This window comes from Burkholderia sp. MSMB1835 (assembly GCF_001526365.1).
In the GTDB taxonomy this organism is placed as follows: Bacteria; Pseudomonadota; Gammaproteobacteria; order Burkholderiales; family Burkholderiaceae; genus Burkholderia.
The window spans coordinates 432653-450445 of record NZ_LOYP01000054.1 but is presented as its reverse complement, the minus strand read 5'-3'; the positions used below and the strand labels follow the sequence as shown (position 1 = coordinate 450445).

13 protein-coding genes are annotated in these 17793 nt (G+C 62.2%); 5 read left to right on the top strand and 8 right to left on the bottom strand.

Going from position 1 to position 17793, the window contains the following annotated elements; genetic code table 11:
• Positions 1-15: 15 nt before the first annotated feature.
• The gene (locus WS96_RS28075; protein ID WP_059836949.1) at positions 16-1836 is read left to right on the top strand and encodes an HAD family hydrolase; all 1821 of its coding nucleotides are present in this window, start codon (positions 16-18) and stop codon (positions 1834-1836) included.
• A 249-nt stretch (positions 1837-2085) separates the two neighbouring features.
• On the opposite strand, the gene WS96_RS28070 is transcribed toward WS96_RS28075, so the two are convergent.
• The 3 genes from WS96_RS28070 to WS96_RS28060 are packed head-to-tail and all read right to left on the bottom strand — an operon-like array spanning position 2086 to position 6588.
• Complete coding sequence (locus WS96_RS28070; protein ID WP_059836947.1) at positions 2086-3132, bottom strand: hypothetical protein; 1047 nt, start codon at positions 3130-3132, stop codon at positions 2086-2088.
• Positions 3133-3190: 58 nt separating this feature from the next.
• Positions 3191-4150 (bottom strand): CgeB family protein, encoded by a 960-nt coding sequence (locus WS96_RS28065; protein ID WP_218920991.1) that lies wholly within the window; start codon positions 4148-4150, stop codon positions 3191-3193.
• Between the two features lie 8 nt (positions 4151-4158).
• Complete coding sequence (locus WS96_RS28060) at positions 4159-6588, bottom strand: glycosyltransferase family protein (protein ID WP_059836944.1); 2430 nt, start codon at positions 6586-6588, stop codon at positions 4159-4161.
• 750 nt (positions 6589-7338) lie between these two features.
• Between WS96_RS28060 and WS96_RS28055 the strand changes: the two genes are divergently transcribed.
• Genes WS96_RS28055 through WS96_RS28040 form a run of 4 tightly spaced genes read left to right on the top strand, consistent with a single transcriptional unit; the run spans position 7339 to position 12088 of the window.
• Positions 7339-8208 (top strand): glycosyltransferase family 2 protein, encoded by an 870-nt coding sequence (locus WS96_RS28055; protein ID WP_059836943.1) that lies wholly within the window; start codon positions 7339-7341, stop codon positions 8206-8208.
• Positions 8205-9170 (top strand): UDP-glucose 4-epimerase family protein, encoded by a 966-nt coding sequence (locus WS96_RS28050; protein ID WP_059836998.1) that lies wholly within the window; start codon positions 8205-8207, stop codon positions 9168-9170. The genes WS96_RS28055 and WS96_RS28050 overlap by 4 nt, the downstream gene beginning before the upstream one ends.
• Positions 9171-9175: 5 nt before the next feature.
• Positions 9176-10192, top strand: a complete 1017-nt coding sequence (locus tag WS96_RS28045; protein WP_059836942.1) for an MraY family glycosyltransferase — start codon at positions 9176-9178, stop codon at positions 10190-10192.
• Positions 10193-10204: 12 nt separating this feature from the next.
• Positions 10205-12088, top strand: a complete 1884-nt coding sequence (locus WS96_RS28040; RefSeq protein ID WP_059836940.1) for a polysaccharide biosynthesis protein — start codon at positions 10205-10207, stop codon at positions 12086-12088.
• An 87-nt stretch (positions 12089-12175) separates the two neighbouring features.
• On the opposite strand, the gene WS96_RS28035 is transcribed toward WS96_RS28040, so the two are convergent.
• From WS96_RS28035 to WS96_RS28015, 5 genes are read right to left on the bottom strand one after another with little or no spacing between them, the layout of a single operon-like run.
• Positions 12176-13282 (bottom strand): MraY family glycosyltransferase, encoded by a 1107-nt coding sequence (locus WS96_RS28035; RefSeq protein ID WP_059836939.1) that lies wholly within the window; start codon positions 13280-13282, stop codon positions 12176-12178.
• 27 nt (positions 13283-13309) lie between these two features.
• On the bottom strand, positions 13310-14332 hold the full coding sequence (galE, locus tag WS96_RS28030; RefSeq protein ID WP_059836937.1) for a UDP-glucose 4-epimerase GalE: 1023 nt from the start codon (positions 14330-14332) through the stop codon (positions 13310-13312).
• Positions 14333-14347: 15 nt separating this feature from the next.
• Positions 14348-15484 carry a glycosyltransferase family 4 protein gene (locus WS96_RS28025; RefSeq protein ID WP_059836935.1) on the bottom strand — a complete coding sequence of 379 codons (1137 nt, stop codon included), beginning with the start codon at positions 15482-15484 and terminating at the stop codon, positions 14348-14350.
• A 51-nt stretch (positions 15485-15535) separates the two neighbouring features.
• Positions 15536-16360, bottom strand: coding sequence for a glycosyltransferase (locus WS96_RS28020; protein ID WP_059836933.1), 825 nt, complete (start codon positions 16358-16360; stop codon positions 15536-15538).
• Positions 16357-17613 carry a lipopolysaccharide biosynthesis protein gene (locus WS96_RS28015; protein WP_034206599.1) on the bottom strand — a complete coding sequence of 419 codons (1257 nt, stop codon included), beginning with the start codon at positions 17611-17613 and terminating at the stop codon, positions 16357-16359. The genes WS96_RS28020 and WS96_RS28015 overlap by 4 nt, the downstream gene beginning before the upstream one ends.
• Positions 17614-17793: the final 180 nt, after the last annotated feature.

Here is a 17793-nt window from a genome sequence, read left to right as displayed (position 1 = left end):
ACATCAGGATCGATCATGGAAACCCGAAATCTGAATAATGCCGTGCCTGAGTCGACGCTGACCCAACTGAAAAATTTGATCGCCTCGGCCGAGGCGGTTTCGTTCGACATTTTCGATACGCTGTTCCTGCGTTTGCTGCGCGATCCGGAAGATGTTTTCGACCTGCTCGGACACCGGTACGGCATTGCAAATTTCCGCACGCTTCGCCAGCAGGCGCAGCAACGCGCGTTTCAACGGATGCATGAAGCCGGGGACGAGGAGATCACGCTCGACGGGATCTACGCGTGCTTCGACTCGGTCGCCGTGCCCGCCGCGACGCTGCGCGACGCCGAACTCGATCTTGAGCTGGCCGTCACGGTGCCGAACCCGCGCCTGATTGAGGCATTCAATGCGGCCATCGTGGACAAGCCAGTCGTGATCACGTCGGACATGTACCTGCCACGCGCATTCTTCGATGAACTGTTTCGCCGTCACGGGCTGCGTCCGTCGGGCGTGTTCGTGTCGTCGGAGCGTAATGCGACGAAACGCGATCGCGGTGCATTGTTCGACATCGTTGCTCGAGAGTTGGGCGTCGTGCCGTCACGCATCCTGCATATCGGCGACAACCCGGTGTCGGATATTACCCGAGCGCAGGAGCGCGGCTTCTCGACGTTTCATTACGTCGATACGGTCACGGCGAGTGAGGTCGATCAGTCGACGCCCCTTGCTTCACTAGGAAGCGGGTTGCCCCGAGTGATTGCAGAGGGGCCGCCGGTTGGCACGTTTGGTGACCTCGGGTTACGTTACGGTGGGCCTGGCGCCGTCGGCTTCCTCGATTGGATCGTGGATCAGTCACGGCGGGACCGTATCGATCATTTGCTGTTTGTGTCGCGCGATGGTTACGTGCTCGAGCGCATGGCGTGCGAGCTAACCGGTCAAGTGCTGCCGCCGTTCTCTTACTTCAAGGGGTCACGTGTCGCATTTGCGACGGCGGCCGCGAACGAAGCGAACTTCGACGAGCTGACCGATTTTTTTATCGCTGGTGCACACGGTCTGCGACCGATCGAGGTGTTCGAACGGATTGGCGTGACGCCGCCTGCCGATACCGTGATGAATGACATCGGGCTCGGGGCGAATGTTGTCGTTGATGATCGCAACATCGAAAAGGTGCGGGGTCTGTTGCGTGCGTGCCGGGCGGATATCTTGCGCATATGCCGCCGCAATCGCCGCGGATTATTTCAGTATCTGGTCGAACTCGGTATCAGGCCAGGCATGCGGGTCGCCGTCGTCGACGTCGGGTGGAACGGTACCGCACAGGAAATGCTCGTGCGTGCGTTGCAGGGGCTCATGGATATCGATCTGCATGGCTACTATTTCTGCCTGAACGACTCGGAGCAGACCCGGGCGCGTGAACGGACTATGCGAATGAGCGCGCTGCTGTCGCGGACGTCGATCGATCCTGCACGTCTCGCAAAAGTATATGCGAACCGAGTGGCGGTCGAACTGTTCTTCTCGGCGCCGCACGATGCGGTGATCGGTTACGAACCCGCATCGGATGGCCAAGTCGGATCGGTCGAAGATCCAGGGCGTGATCCGATGCCACGGCAGCGCGACATATCGAACGAAATCGTCGCCGGTATGCTGGCTTTCGGCCGACAGTTCAGGGCGATGAGAGCGCTGTTGGAATTAAAGGAAGATCCGCTCGATACAGTGGCTCCGCTCATTCGTTATGTCGAGCGCATCGATCAGGCATCGCTCGAACTGCTGGCTGGAGTCGAAAATTTCGACGCTTGGGCCAGCACACGCAATGCACGCATGAATCTGACGAGTTATATCGAAGGAAGCGCAGTCGAATAACAGTGAGAGTAACGGGGGCTGGTATGGCTGCGTCCGCAGCTATTCGGCCGGCCTTCCATACTCAGGCTGGACTGTGTCCGATAACTGTCGAAGTGCCAATCGATTCGTAAAGTTAACCGCACTTTTACTGGGATATTTGAGCCGGGGGAATCGATGAACCCGCAAGCCCGGCATAGATTGCCACGGTCGGTTCGTATGCGTGACGACAATAAGGTCCGGCGGCATTCGATCGCGCACGGTAACGTTTCGTTATTGAGCGTGAACCCACGCAGACCAGTTTTCTACAATTGTGTGCAGCCCCGGGCCGGGTTCGGGTAGATTTCCGTCAAGGATCGCTGCAACGGTGGACAGTGACACATGCGTTTCAAAGGAGAAGACTCTCTCCATGCATACTGAACGTGTCAATGGCTCTTGATGTGAGAAGTCGGTCAGCCGCACGCGATTCAGTTCGTGAGCGCTGCAAATCTCGAGATTCGATGTCGAGAATCGCTCGCGCAGCGCGTCGCGAAGGTTGCGGGAAATCGCAGGCTGTTCCGACACGTGCGAGCAGAGGTGATGGACCGCGGCGATTTCGTTTTCCTGAAGTGGCCGTTCGACGCGATTCCGATAGAAGTTCGTCAGTGCATCGACCAGTGTATCCCGTTGATTCGCGTGTGGTACCTCAATGTGAATGGGTTTCACGATATCTACGGCGTTGAGGAAATCGGCGGCAATCGAACCGTTGGCGCAGGCATCATAGTTTCGGAGCACTATTCTGAGCCCCGGAATCGACGACATGGTTCGGAGGGCAATTACGTAGTCGAAATGGAAGATCCATTCCTTGAGCCGAAGCGATCCATTCGAGAGTACATCCATCGCATAAATGGAAAACTCTTCGCCGAACCCATGTTTCAGCATCTCCAAGTATAAGGATTCGAGGTACGACGCCTGGTTGCGAAGGTAGATGATCGCGACGGGCTCCAAATTACATCGCTCTGCCATTTGCAGAAGTGGGCCCCATCTTTCAGGGCGGGTGAGCGAGCTTTCGAAATCCTCTGAAGACAACACAACGTCGCCATCGAAGGATGAGACTTCGTCGAATAGCCTGTCCAGGGTGCCGAAGGATCGGTTGAAACGACGATCCCGCGCCAATTGCCACGCGATGTTGTGATGGCCGCTCACATCCGACAGACGCCCAGTGCGCGGATATAAGAGGCCCATTGAGCGCATTTTTTCGCTGTTGTTACTGAATGCGGCCTGCAAGGCTGTCGTTGCCGTCTTGTGAAGGCCGCAATGGACGAAGAGCTTTCTGGCCATGGTTCACTTCAAATAACGGTTATCCCTTGAAATGGGTGCTGTCGGATATCGATCGAGCCTAGTGTTGAACGGTGAACGTGATTCGAGACAGTATGGTTTCGGCGCGATTCTTGTATGTGTGATCTCGGCGGGTTCGTTGTTGCGCGGCCAGTGCGATGTCCATTGCCCGTTTTGGGTCATCTCGTAGCATCTCGATATGTCGGCGAAGTTCCTCGGGTGAATCGAACAACAGGATTTCTGCGTTCTGTTCGCTGTAGTAGTCGTCGATTTCAAGCCCTTCGACAAACATGCACTGTACGGTACCTGCGGCGGCGGCTTCGAAAGTACGAGGGCCGGGCGTAGATGCGTCGAGCTTGAAGCGCTCGTTAGCCAGATCGAGACGGCGGCCCATGTTCAATGTGACGAGGGATGTGGCGTGTAGTTTCGGAAGATCGGCGTTCGGTACCCTGCGATTTGCAGCAAAAGGCAAATCGTCTGGCCACTCGGCGCCGAGAACTTCCACTTTGAATCCATCAAGAGAACTTGCACAGTCTCGCAGCAGTTGAATGCGATTCGCAAAGCCTACGCCACAGAAGAAGACGTCGCGAGACTTTGTTTGCCCCGGCTCTTGGAAATGAGCATCGAGATCTGCGGCGAGCGGTAGATGATGTACGTTCGGATGGTCGTAGTGCGTTGAACTCCAGCGGTCGTTCGAAAATACGATATCGGCCAACGGAATGATCTTCTGTGAATAGTCGAACTCATATGGGTCGTCATGCAGCCAGAAGGCGACACAGGCGCCAGTATCGAGTGCGACCTGCTTGAGATCGAGGTAATGGCAAACGGAAGGCATGCATGATCCGAACACAATGATCAAATTGGGGTGGGTCGAACGTGCGAGTGTTGCGGCGCTTTCGAGCGAACATGCTTGAACACTCGTCACACCAGGTAGACCCTTGAATCCGTTTGCGACGTAACCGCGCAAGGTGGCGTTGTTGTTGATCGAGTCAGGCGACGCGCCAGAAATGAGTACGTTCATTGCGTAGGTCATCGCGAGGTGCGAATACGATTAGTCAGGATGCGCACGGTCGGGCGAAGTCCGTTTGTCTTGTAGAAATGATGCAGGCGCCGAATCTGTGTCAGATAGGATGGCCCGATGATCGACTGCGCGGTTCCGAGTTGCCAATTGGGCGATGGGAGAACGACACCCAACTCTTGAATCGGGGGATGTGTCAGAGGAACATCCTTCATCAGCGCACGAGGAGTATCGTCGAGCAACACTGAATATTCCCTGCGAAGCAGTTCGGCATGCCGGGAAAGTTGCGAGTAGTTCGCTTCGGTCGCACCGCTCCTCAGCGACTCAAGCAGGTCGGGCGCGTTAGCAAGGGCATGGATCGAATCAATGAGCGAGCCTTCGTCGTTCGGCTTGATCTTGATACCGTTCACCATGTGTGTGACACGTTCACCTAGTGCGCCTATATCCGCTACGATCGGTACCAAGCCGAGTTGCCATGCCTCGGACAAGGTAAGGCAGTAGGTTTCAGGCCAGATCGAGACGTGAAGGGATACTTGGCATTCGCGAAGCGCGTCGGGTAATTTGCCGACGTCGTACGTACCGTGAACGGTGATGTTCTTGTGCTTGTTCCGGTTCGACAGCCAGTCGTACTGCGGATCTACGCGCCCGAAGATATGAAATTCGACGGGAGCGGTTGCGAGCGAGGGTAGTGCTCGCGCTAGCACGTCGCCGCCTTTCTGGAACGTGAGATTGCCGAGTAGCGCTATTTTCAGTGGTCGTGCCGTGTGGTGTTGTCGCTGGATACTGCCGTCCGGGATAGGAACCGGCAGTACTCGCGTGTGCTGATGCTGTCGGACAGCTGGATAGATCTGCGCGAACGTTTGCTTGCTATATTCGGTGTTGAACACGAGCATGTCCAGATGACGCAGCACGTCGTTCCAGAAATTCCTGCGTGCGGCCTGCGATCCGCTGGCGATATTGTGTTTGTTTCCCAGGCAAACATCGCATTGCGAAATCGAGACGTCGGGAGCGCCGCAAAACTCCTTCTTGTAAGACAACAGGTTGAATTCATGACACACCCCGAAGAAGTCGTGGGCTGTGAACGCGGTCGGAATGCCGAGGTGCTTGGCAACGTGCGCAAGCGACGGGACGTGTCCGACGAAGTGATGGAAGTGGACCAAATCGACGCCGTGATCGCGAAGCACTTCGCGGAACGCGCGTTCACGTTCATCGCACGTCAGCAGCGCAGGCGAGTAACCGGTGCTGAACTGGTAACGCGCAATTTCTTCGTAGCTATCAGAAAGTACACAGGTCGAATTTTTCCGTCCACGCATGTCGGGGGCGTAAAACAGGATCTTCCAGTTTTCTGGCAGCGATTGCTTTAGATAGTCGAGATAGACTTCCACTCCGCCGAAATTGCCTCGGCTGGGAATGTTGTGGGTGACGAAGAGCAGTGTATGTGTCTTATCCTGTTTCGACGTGACTGGCCTGACTGGAAGAGTGGCCACGCGAGTCAACATCGTATGGATCCGAGAGTCGTACGTATGCTGTTCAAGTGCGCGTTTGCGAGCCGCCTCGGCGATCGTATTACGGTATGGTCGGTTGTTGACGAGTTCGGTCGCTTTCTCGAGGAAGTCCAGCTCCGAGGAGAAAAGTATGACCTCCTTGCCGGGCTCAAACGATTGGTCGATTTCTGCCAGTGACTCGTGAATCATTTGTGCCCCACCAGCCAGCGCAGCCTCGAACAAACGGGGTGGCGGCGTTTCCGCAAACTCGCGTCCTCCGGATGCCGAAAAAACGCGAGGAAGCATTAACGTGATAGCACTGCGATTGACGAATCGCGCGAAGTCGACTGGAGACGTGCGCCACGAAAGCGTGCTCTCCGGCAGGTCGACGCCATGAGGCGGGAGGAACTGGTTCGTCGGCAGCGCAATCTTGCACTTCCAGTCGGTCGGGAAGCGTTTGAGGATCGAACGAAGAAAGGCGCTTCGGTTCGGCCATGCCGTTCCAGCGAAAAACAACTCATACCGCAGCGGACGATCTACCGGACAGACCGGTAGCGAATGGAATTCGGTGGAGCCGGCGAGAGACAGATGATTGCCCTTGCCCCCGTACGCATCGACGCTGGACGAATCGTTCGTGAATACCAGATCGAAGTACTCGGCATGTCGGACATTGATATTGATCTCGTAAGGGTCTTCCGTTACCCACAGAGCGGCTCGTCCGCAGGCCCGGCTGAGTTGAGCGCAGAGCGTGGTGTCCAGTTCCTCGCCGTCGAACGCAATAAACAAGTTGCAACGGTTCTTGACTGCTGCCGACATGGCATCGATAGGATCGGCGTTTGCCACGAATTCGACGTCCGGATGGCGTTTGAGGGCACCGAGCACCGCAAGGCAGATGTAGTGGTTCGGGTTGCGATATTTCGTGTCAAGCAGGAGGACTCGGAACTTGGCCGTATTCATTCGATACTCTCAGGCGATAGCGTCGAGATAACGCCTATTGTTTCCGTGGGGCTGGATCAGCCGCGATATGGAGCGGCGGAGAGGCATATTTTACCTTACGCCTCTTGCGTCATCATCCAGTGGGATCCGACCGCGTACCCCGATATGACGGCGTAGGCGGGCTGTGGGAGGCGGTTCCGACGAAGCGTTCGTCCATGTTCGCGGAAATGTCACGGGGGCGCTAGCGCCGTAACTATTCGCAAATGGTCTTGCCTGTCGCGGCCATATCTGACAAAGCATGCTTTGGAGCGCCAAACGCCCGACGCACTTGGGAAGGCATCGCCGTATGGGGCTCGAGAGCTAGCACGGCTTCAGGAAGTGACCGACGGCGCGCAACCGAGAGAACACCGCTGTTTCCGGGTATGGCGGCGACTATGACGGGCGCGCCAGAAATCCGATGGTGTACTTCTCTGAGCCCCTTCACGCATCGCTTCGCAAGATTGCGAGACTCAGATCCGTTCAATCTGTCGGCCCGCATACAGATGTCACGGTGTTTCGATGCGATAGGTAGGTTGATTGCAACGCAGTTCTGCGTTGGGGTAACCCGAGGTACGCATCAGCAAGGCGGTGTAACGGCACCGGATACGAGCGGCACGAGAATTGGCGCGTTGGCTCGCGGGTGAGGCGTGGTTGTGAAAATTGGACAAGTGCGGTCTCCGGGCGCGATGAATGTGGCACACTTGCCCGTGACCTTACGGATTCTGTTAAAACGTGGTATCTCCTTGCTCCGAGTCTCTTCTTTCTTGTTCGTCCACGCCCAAAGACGAGGTGTTGTCTGTTTCCGTAGTGACCTTTCACTCCGATGCAGCAATGCTTGTGCAGACTTTCTCGAGTTTGCTCGTCGCCTGCCGGGAATTGCGCAAGGCGCATCCCGGGCTTGCCGTCCGTGTTTTCCTGATCGACAACGGAGGCGACGCGGCGAAACTGGCGGTGGCTCGAGACGCTTTTCTTGAGGCGAGCATCGAATGCAGCGTGCTGACAGGTCACGGCAACATCGGTTATGCACGTGGCCATAATTTGTCGGTCGATGTGGTTGAGAGCGACTATCACCTCGTCCTCAACCCCGATATCGATACAACTCCCGATGCGCTGGAGCGAGCGCTCGATTTTCTCGACGCGTATCCGGACGCCGGACTGTTGACGCCGTACATTGGCGAGGACGGAGGAGGCATCCAGTACTTGTGCCGTCGCTTCCCGACCTTATTCGACCTTTTCGCGCGCGGATTTTTACCTGCGCGAATTCGGCAGTTTTTCGACGTACGCCTCGCCCGCTACGAGATGCGCGACGTGATCAACGACCGCGACATCGTCTGGGATCCGCCCATCGTCAGCGGCTGCTTCATGCTGTTCCGCACTGAAGTCCTGAAGAAACTCGGCGGTTTCGACCCGCGCTATTTCCTGTACTTCGAAGACTACGACCTCAGCCTGCGCACCCACGACGTCGCCCGCGTCGCCTACGTCCCGTCGGTGCGCGTGATCCATCACGGCGGCGGCGCATCGCGCAAGGGCTTCGCGCATATCCGGATGTTCGCCGCGTCGGCCTTCAAGTTCTACAACCGCTTCGGCTGGAGGCTGTGGTGAGCCGTCTCGTCGTGACCGGTGCAAACGGCTTCGTCGGTCGCGCGGTCTGCCGCCGCGCGCTGGACGCCGGACATACCGTTACTGCCCTGGTAAGGCGCGCGGGAGGATGCATCGCCGGCGTACGCGAATGGGTGCATGACGCAGCCGATTTCGAAGGCGTGGATGCAGGTTGGCCAGCCGATCTGGTCGCCGACTGTGTGATCCACCTCGCGGCCCGCGTGCACGTGATGCGCGACGAATCGCCCGATCCCGACGCTGCGTTCGACGCGACCAACGTCGCCGGCACCCTGCGTCTCGCCGAGGCGGCGCGCCACCACGGCGTGCGCCGCATCGTCTACGCGAGCAGCATCAAGGCAGTTGGCGAGAACGATGGCGGGGTGCCGTTGTCGGAAACCGCGCGTCCCGGTCCGCAGGATGCGTACGGCCGCTCGAAGCTGCGAGCGGAGCAGCAGCTTGCGCAGTTCGGTGTGTCGAACGGGTTCGAGGTCGTGGTTGTTCGACCACCGCTGGTCTACGGTCCGGCGGTCCGCGCCAACTTTCTGCGCATGATGGACGCGGTTGCGCGTGGGATGCCGCTGCCGCTCGGTTCCATCCCGGCGCGCCGCAGCATCGTCTACGTCGACAACCTGGCCGACGCACTGCTGCAATGCGCGATCGATCCGCGCGCGGCCGGCGAGTGCTTCCACGTCGCCGACGATGACGCGCCGTCGGTCACGAACCTGTTGCGCCTGGTCGGCGATGCACTTGGCAAACCGGCACGCCTGATTGCCGTCCCGTCCGTCGTGCTGCGGGCGCTCGGCGCGCTGACCGGGCGTCGGGCGGCGATCGACCGCCTGACCGGCAGTCTCCAGCTCGATACGGGCCGGATCACGTGCGTACTTGGCTGGCATCCCCCCTATACGACTCGCCAGGGCCTCGAAGCGACCGCCGCATGGTATCGTTCGCGCGATACACAACAATAGTCGACATGCATTTCTCGATTTCCACATGGCCTGCCGCGGTCGTGGTGGCGCTGGTCGCTGCCCTCGCATCGACGGCCGCCCTGCGCATGCTGCTCGCGACCGGCCTCGCATGGCGCCTCGCCACCGACATTCCGAACGACCGTTCGCTCCATACGCTGCCGACGCCGCGGGTCGGCGGATGGGGCATCGTGCCGGTATGCATCGTTGTGCTCCTGGCGCTGGCGCCGCGGTTGTGGCTCATCGTCGCCGCCGCCGCGGGGCTGGCCGCGATGTCGCAGATCGATGACCGGCGCGGGCTGCCGGCACGCGTGCGGTTCTCGGCACATCTTGCGGCGGTCGTCTCGCTGATCGTCGTCTTTCCTGCCGCCGCACCCTGGTGGTTGCTTGCCGGCGTGGGTTTCGCGATGGTCTGGCTGACGAACCTGTACAACTTCATGGATGGCGCGGACGGCCTCGCGGGCGGCATGGCGCTGTTCGGCTTCGGCGCGTACGCGGTCGCGGCGCTGACCGGCCCGACGCCGTCGCCGGATCTGGTCGTGGCCGGGGCGGCTATCTCCGGCGCCGCACTCGGCTTCTTGCTGCTGAATTTCCATCCCGCTCGGCTGTTTCTCGGCGATGCCGGCTCGATTCCGCTCGGATTCCTGGCTGGAGCGCTTGGCTACTGGGGCTGGAGCGGGGGCGTGTGGCCGATCTGGTTCCCGGCGTTGGTGTTTGCGCCCTTTATTGCCGATGCATCTGTAACACTTTTGAGACGTCTGTTACGTGGCGAAAAGTTCTGGCAGGCGCACCGGGAGCACTATTATCAAAGGATGGTCCGGGCGGGCGTAGGTCACCGCCGGACTGCTCTTTATTGGTACCTCATCATGCTCGCAGGCATAATCGTCGCCGTGTGGGCAAAGGGCCGCCCGGAACTGCAGCAGTGGCTGTCGTTCTTCGCGTGGTATGGCGTCCTGGCATGTATCGGATTGGTGATCGACATGCGTTGGCGCCGGTTTCAGTCGGCCGCCGAAAATAACTCTTGAGGTTTCCCGCCGATGTTGCGATCCAAAGCATCATGGCTTTCGCTAAGCGCTTTCCTGTTTGACCTGACGGCGGTCACCGCCGCGTGGTTGTTCGCCTATCTTGTCCGATTCAACGGCAGTATTCCGTCTGATTTCCTTGGCGGCGCGTTGACGGCGCTCGTCTGGGTGCTGCCCGTCTATGCGCTGATGTTCCTCGTGTTCGGCCTGTATCGCGGCCTATGGGTATTCGCGAGCCTTCCCGACCTCGTTCGGATCTCGAAGGCCGTAGTCGGCGGCGGCGTGATCGTGATGATCGGCGCCGTGATGTTCCAGCCGCAGCCGATCATTCCGCGCTCGGTGCTGCTCGTGTCGCCGCTGATGCTGTTCCTGGCGATGGGCGGCGCACGCGCGCTGTATCGCGCGACCAAGGAGTACTACCTGTACGGCGGGCTCGTCGGCAAGGGCAAGCCGGTGCTGGTGCTCGGCGCCGGCACGGCCGGCGCGAGCCTTGCGCGCGAACTGTCGCGCTCCGGCGAATGGCGCCTCGTCGGCCTGCTCGACGACGACGTCACGAAGCAGGGCCGCGAGATCTACGGCTACAAGGTGCTCGGCTCGTTCAACGATCTCAAGCACTGGACCGATGCGATGAAGGTCGAATACGCGATCATCGCGATTCCGTCGGCGTCGGTCGAAACTCAGCGTCGCGTCGCGACCCTGTGCGTGCGCGCCGGCGTCAAGGCGATGGTGCTGCCTTCGCTGACCGCACTGATGCCGGGGCAGGGCTTCCTGTCGCAGGTACGAAGCATCGATCTCGAGGATTTGCTCGGCCGCGATGCGGTGACGATCGACACGCCGCACGTCGAGGCGCTGCTGCGCGGCCGCGTCGTGATGGTGACGGGCGCGGGCGGCTCGATCGGCTCCGAGCTGTGCCGGCAGATCCTGCGCTTCGCGCCGGCGCAGCTCGTTGCGTTCGACCTGTCCGAATACGCGATGTATCGGCTGACCGAGGAGCTGCGCGAGCGCTTCCCCGATCTTCCCGTCCTGCCGATCATCGGCGATGCGAAGGATTCGCTGCTGCTCGACCAGGTGATGTCGCGCCATGCGCCGCACATCGTGTTCCATGCGGCCGCCTACAAGCACGTGCCGTTGATGGAAGAGCACAACGCATGGCAGGCGCTGCGCAACAACGTGCTCGGCACCTATCGCGTGGCGCGGGCGGCGATCCGCCACGACGTGCGTCATTTCGTGCTGATCTCGACCGACAAGGCCGTCAATCCGACCAACGTGATGGGCGCGAGCAAGCGCCTCGCCGAAATGGCGTGCCAGGCGTTGCAGCAGACGAGCGGGCGCACGCAGTTCGAGACGGTGCGATTCGGCAACGTGCTCGGCAGCGCGGGCAGCGTGATCCCGAAGTTCCAGCAGCAGATCGCGAAGGGGGGCCCGGTGACGGTCACGCATCCGGAAATCACGCGTTTCTTCATGACGATTCCGGAAGCGTCGCAGCTCGTGCTGCAGGCGTCGAGCATGGGGCAGGGCGGCGAGATCTTCATTCTCGACATGGGCGAGCCGGTGAAGATCGTCGATCTCGCGTGCGACCTGATCCGCCTGTACGGCTTCTCGGAAGAGCAGATCCGCATCGAGTTCACCGGGCTGCGGCCGGGCGAGAAGCTGTACGAGGAACTGCTGGCGGACGATGAGGCGACGACGCGTACGCCGCACCCGAAACTGCGGATCGCGCGCGCGCGCGAAGTACCGGACAACCTGCTCGATGAATTGCTGCCGTGGTTGATGCAGCATCGCGTGTTGTCCGACGACGAAGTGCGGCGCGATCTGCGGCGCTGGGTGCCGGAATACCAGACGGCCGTTGCTCCCGTGTTGCAGAGCGTGCCGTCGGTGCGCGTCGCATCCAACGGGTGACGCGATCAGGCTGTGAGCCGCGCACGTTGAGACGAACAAAAAAGCGCCCGGCATGGGCGCTTTTTTTGTCTGGAAGCGGCGTATCGCTCAGCGGCTCTGTCGGTGCTTGCGCACGACCATCCATCTGGGCGCCCTGAACCGCACGATGCTGAGATAAAGCCAGACATAAGTGAGCGCGAACAGCACGACGAACACGAACAAATGCACCGTATGCCGCCAGAACAGCGTCGCCGGAATCACCGCGACGAGGCACAGCAGCCACAGATAAGGTGAAGTCAGCGAATTGCGTCGCGTCAGATCGTGCGCATGCTTCGTCCCCACGGCCCACCGCATCAGCCGCTTGTACACGAGCATATGCAGGTGCACGCCGTCCGGAATCCCCGGCGACATCCCGCGAATGAACTTCTTCCGGTAGATCGAGAAGCAGGTCTCGAAGATCGGATACATGAACAGCAGCACCGGGTACCACGCGGACACTTCGCGATTGCGCATCACGAGCATGATCGCGAGTTCCGCGAGCATGAACCCGATGAAATACGCGCCGCCGTCGCCGAGGAAGATCAGCCCGGCCGGGAAATTCCACAGGAAGAAGCCGAGCACGGCGCCCATCATGATGATCGACGCGGACATCACGACCGGGTCGTTGACGTGGAACGCGACGTACGCGAGCGACGCGAACATCATGAAGCTGACCATCGATGCGAGCCCGTTGAAGCCGTCGATGATGTTGATCGCATTCGCGAGCGCCGCGACCGCGAGCACCGTGATGAACGCCGAGATGGCGACATACCCGAGCAGGAAATCGAGCGGCGGCACGCTGATGCGCTTGACCGCGATGCCCATCAGCCAGAACGCCAGCGCGGCCGCGCCCATCGTGCAGAGCAGCCGCGCGCGCGGCGACACGCGCTTGGTCAGGTCCTCGACGAGGCCGGACAGGAACGCCGGCAACCCGCAGGCAGCGATCCCGAGAATGCTGCCGGCGATCGTCGGATAGCGCCGCGAGACGAGCAGCCCGGCCACGACGACCCCGGCGAGGATCCCGATGCCCCCCACTCGCGGCACCGGCCGCACGTGGAATTTCTGCACGCCGGCCAGGTCGCTGTCGATCGAGAATTTCTCGTGAAGGTGCGCGTAGCGCACGATGAACAGCGTGACGAGCAAGGAGACGATGAAGCCGGACGCGAAGCTGAGCATGGGATCGCTCGAAAAATGGACAGCGGATTATACAAAACCGCGCGGGTTCCCCTCCTGCCATCGCCAGTGGTCGGCACACATTTCCTCGATGCCGAGCGTCGCACGCCAGCCGATGATGTCGGCCGCGGCCTGCGGGTTCGCATAGCACTCGGCGATGTCGCCCGGGCGGCGCGCGACGAGTTCGTACGGCACCGGGCGGCCCGACGCCTTCTCGAACGCACGCACGACTTCCAGCACGCTGTAGCCCTGGCCGGTGCCGAGGTTCACGACGAAGCTCGCGTCGCGCCTGGCGAGCGCGTCGAGCGCGGCGATGTGCCCCTTCGCGAGATCGACGACGTGGATGTAGTCGCGCACGCCGGTGCCGTCCGGCGTCGGGTAGTCGGAGCCGAACACGCGCAGCTTCTCCAGCTTGCCGACCGCAACCTGCGCGACGTACGGCATCAGGTTGTTCGGAATGCCGGCCGGATCTTCGCCGATCAGCCCGCTCGCATGGGCGCCGACGGGGTTGAAGTAGCGCAGCGTCGCGATGCGCCACGACGGGTCCGAGACCTCGAGATCGCGCAGGATCTGCTCGGCGATCAGCTTCGACTGGCCGTACGGGTTGGTCGCGGACAGCGGGAACGATTCGTCGATCGGCGAGCGGTCGGGCACGCCGTACACGGTCGCGGACGAACTGAACACGAACTGCCTGACGTTGCGCTCGCGCATGACCTTGAGCACGGCGAGCAGGCCGCCGATGTTGTTCTGGTAGTACTCGAGCGGCTTCGCGACCGATTCGCCGACGGCCTTGAGCGCCGCGAAGTGAATCGTGCCGGTGATCGGGTGCGCGTCGAACACCTTCGCGAGCGCGGCTTCGTCGCACACGTCGACCTGGTGGAACGCGGGCGTCTTGCCCGTGATCTGCTCGATGCGGCGCACGGACTCGGCCTTGCTGTTGACGAGGTTGTCGACGATCACGACGTCGTAGCCGTTGTCGAGCAGTTCGACGGCCGTGTGCGAGCCGATATAGCCGGCGCCGCCGGTGACGAGGATGGTGCCTTTAGCGGTCATTGCTGATGCGCTCCTTCAGAGTGTGAATCCTGTCAACGAATGGATGGTCTCCCTGTAGCGTTCGACGACCTGCTGTTCGTCGAATTCCGCCGCGACCTTGTGCCGGCCGCGTGCGCCCATCGCCGCACGGCCTTGCGGCCCGAGCGCGATCATGCGATTCAGTTGCTCCGCGAGGCTCCCGCTGTCGCGCACGCGGCACAGGAAGCCCGTTTCGCCGTCGGCGACGACGTCGCGGCAGCCCGGCACGTCGGTCGCGACGATCGGCCGCCCCATCGCCGATGCCTCCATCAGCGTGCGCGGCACGCCTTCGCGGTACGACGGCAGCACGACGCAATCGGCCGCCGCGATGTGCGGGCGCACGTCGTGCGCTTCGCCGAGATATTCGACGATGCCTTCGCCGACCCACGCGTCGACATCCGCGCGACCGATCGCGCTCGGATTGTCGACGCCGAGCGGCCCGAGCAGCTGGAAGCGCGCGTTCGGGACGCGCTCGCGCACGCGGCGCGCGGCTTCGACGTATTCGCGCACGCCCTTGTCCCACAGGAGGCGGCCGATCAGGATGAAGACGGGCGCGTCGCCGGCGGGCAGCGGCACGGGCGCGAACTGGTCGAGATCGACGCCTTCGCCGTGCAGCAGCCGCGCGCGCTCGGGATGCGCGAGCAGCCGTTCGTCGGCGAAGGTCGCGAGATCGTCGCGGTTCAGGAACCAGACTTCGCGCGGAAAGCGGAACGCGAACCGGTACAGGCGTTTCGCGACGCTCGCCGCGCGGCTCTTCTGGATGAATACGTAACCGAGCCCCGTCGTCACCGCGATCGACGGCACGCGCGCGAGCCATGCGGCCACCGAGCCGTAGATGTTCGGCTTGATCGTGTAATGGAACACGAGATCGGGCCGCAGCGCGCGGTAGTGGCGCACCAGCGCGGCGAGCGTGCCGAGATCCTCGCGCGGGCTCGTGCCTTTCGACGCGACCGCGAGCGCCACGTAGCGGCAGCCCATCTGCTCGAGCAGCGGCACCGTGCGGTCGTGCGGCGCGATCACGACGACCTCGGCGCCGCGCGCGACGAGCGCACGGATCAGCCCGTGGCGGTACGTGTAGATCGCCCAGGCCGTGTTGCAGACGAGCGCGATGCGCAGCGGGGAGGTGGCGGACATGAAAAAAAGAAAAAATAAAGCGTCGAAATTGCCGAGCGGGCCGGATACGCGTCAGGCGGACGGCCGCGCGGCGAACAGCGTCTGCTTGATCCGCTGCAGCGTACGGTACGGCGTCACGAAATGCAGCAGGTTCTTGGCGAGGCCGGCCCAGTCGTACGGGTTCAGCACGTTGAAGTGGCGCAGCAGCAGCGTGAGCGTCGACACCAGCTGGCGCCGGCGTTTGGTCGCGCTGATCCCGCCCTCGTTAAGCTCGTAATACAGGCCGAGTTCCGGCAGGTTCGCGCAATCGTAGCGTTGCATTAACCGTAAAAAAAGATCGAGATCCTCGGCCGCGCGGTACTTCGCGCGATAGTTGCCCACTTCGCGCACGGCGTCGATGCGCAACATGACCGACGGATGCACGAGCGGCGAGCGCAGGAAGCGGGTGCGGCGCAGCGTGCGCGGATCGGCGGGCGGCGTCAGCATGAAGCGCGGCTCGCCGGCGCGCGACACGACCTGCGTCCACATGCCGACGCAGGCCACGCGCGGGTGGGCGCCGAGATAGGCGCGCTCTTTCGCGAGGCGCTGCGGCGCGGCGAGATCGCCCGCGTCGATGCGGGCCGCGTAGCGGAAACCGCGCGCCGCGAGCGCATCGATGCCGGCCGCCAGCGCGCGTTCGATGCCGCCGTTGCGCGGCATGCGCAGCACGTCGATCGACAGGCCCGGCAAGTCGGGCGCGACGATCGGCGGCGTGCTGCCGTCGTCGACGATCAGCACGTGCACGGGCGCATCCTCGCGAAACGACGCGAGGGTGCGGACGACGTCGTCGTGCCCGTTGTAGGCCGGCATCAGCACGGCCACGTCGTCGAGCGGGGGCGGGCAATCGGGGGACGTCATGTTCGCAGCTTGAAACGGATGTAATAAAAGTTGACGGCGGCGGCGGCCAGGTAGCCGGCCGCCAGCCCGACGAGCGCGCCGTACAGGCCGAGCCGCGGGATCGCGAACAGGTTGACGAGCGCGGCGATCGCCAGCGCGAGCAGCCATTTCGTCAGCAACACGAATTTTGCTTGATATTTGAGAACGATAAGATTGCCTATCGCCTCGATGCCGGCCGGCACGGACAGCCAGACGGCCCAGCGGAAGATGTCGACCGACGCCTCGTAGCCGCGGCCGAACACCTTGCCGACGATCAGCGGGGCGGCCGCGTCGAGCACGAGCGCGCCGGCGGTCATCAGGCCGGCCGTCATCGCGATCAGCCGGACGATGTTGCGGCGCAGCCGGGCGACGTCCTGCACGCGGTAGACGAAGGCGGGCGCGATCGTCTGCGCGAGCATCAGCGCGAGGGTGATCCAGTTCTCGTTGAGCTGCTGCGCGGCCGAATAGCGGCCGAGGTCGGCGAACGACACGTGGCGCTCGAGCATCAGGCGGTCGAGCTTCAGGAACAGGTACATGCAGATGAGACCGAGCCAGAACACGGTGCCGGCCGTCGCAAAGTGCCGGAACAGCGGGGTATCGAACGTCCAGCCGAGCGCACCGCCGTTACGGTGACGGTAGTACAGCAGCAGTGCGAAGCCGATCGCGGCGGCTTCCAGCGCCCACAGCCACGCGAAGCGGGCGGGGCCGGCGGCCGCGCGCACCAGCAGCCAGACGAGCAGCGCCTTGGCGAGCGCGGTGACCATGCTGGTGACGAGCTGCGGCTTGCTGTAGGTCATGCTCTGCAGCCACGCGTTGATCACGCCGACGAACGGCTCGCGGAACACCATCGTGACCGCCAGGCCCGCGAGCATCGCGCCGACCAGCGGGTCGAAGGCGCCCGCGGCGATCGCGATCCAGGTCGCGACGAGCGCGGCGGCCGACACGGCGATGCGCAGCACGAACGCGCTGCCGAGCACCGCGCCGAGCTGGGCGGGCGGGCGCTGGACGATGGTCGGGACGAGGATTTCCGCGCCGCACACCCAGGTGAGCGGCGCCAGTACCAGGAGAAGCGTATTCGCATACTGCCATTTGCCGAACACATCTGGCCCGAAATAACGGGCCAGCAGGCCGCTGATCGCGATCGCGACGCCGATCTGCGTGAGCCGTTCGAGCCCCAGCCAGACGAGGTTCGCGACGGCCTTCGCGACGTCCGGGTTGCCGAAGCGCTTCAGCATGCGCGGCAGCGGCGGCGCGCGCGGCGGGCGGCCGGAAACGGCGGGTGGGCGGCGGCGGGACGGCTAGGCATTAAAATGGGCGACATGCGCGTCATCAAAACCCGCGATTATAAGTGGGATCGCGGCTGCTCCAGCCGTTGCTCGCCGTGTCGTGCCGGCAGGCACGTATCATGTGCGGGA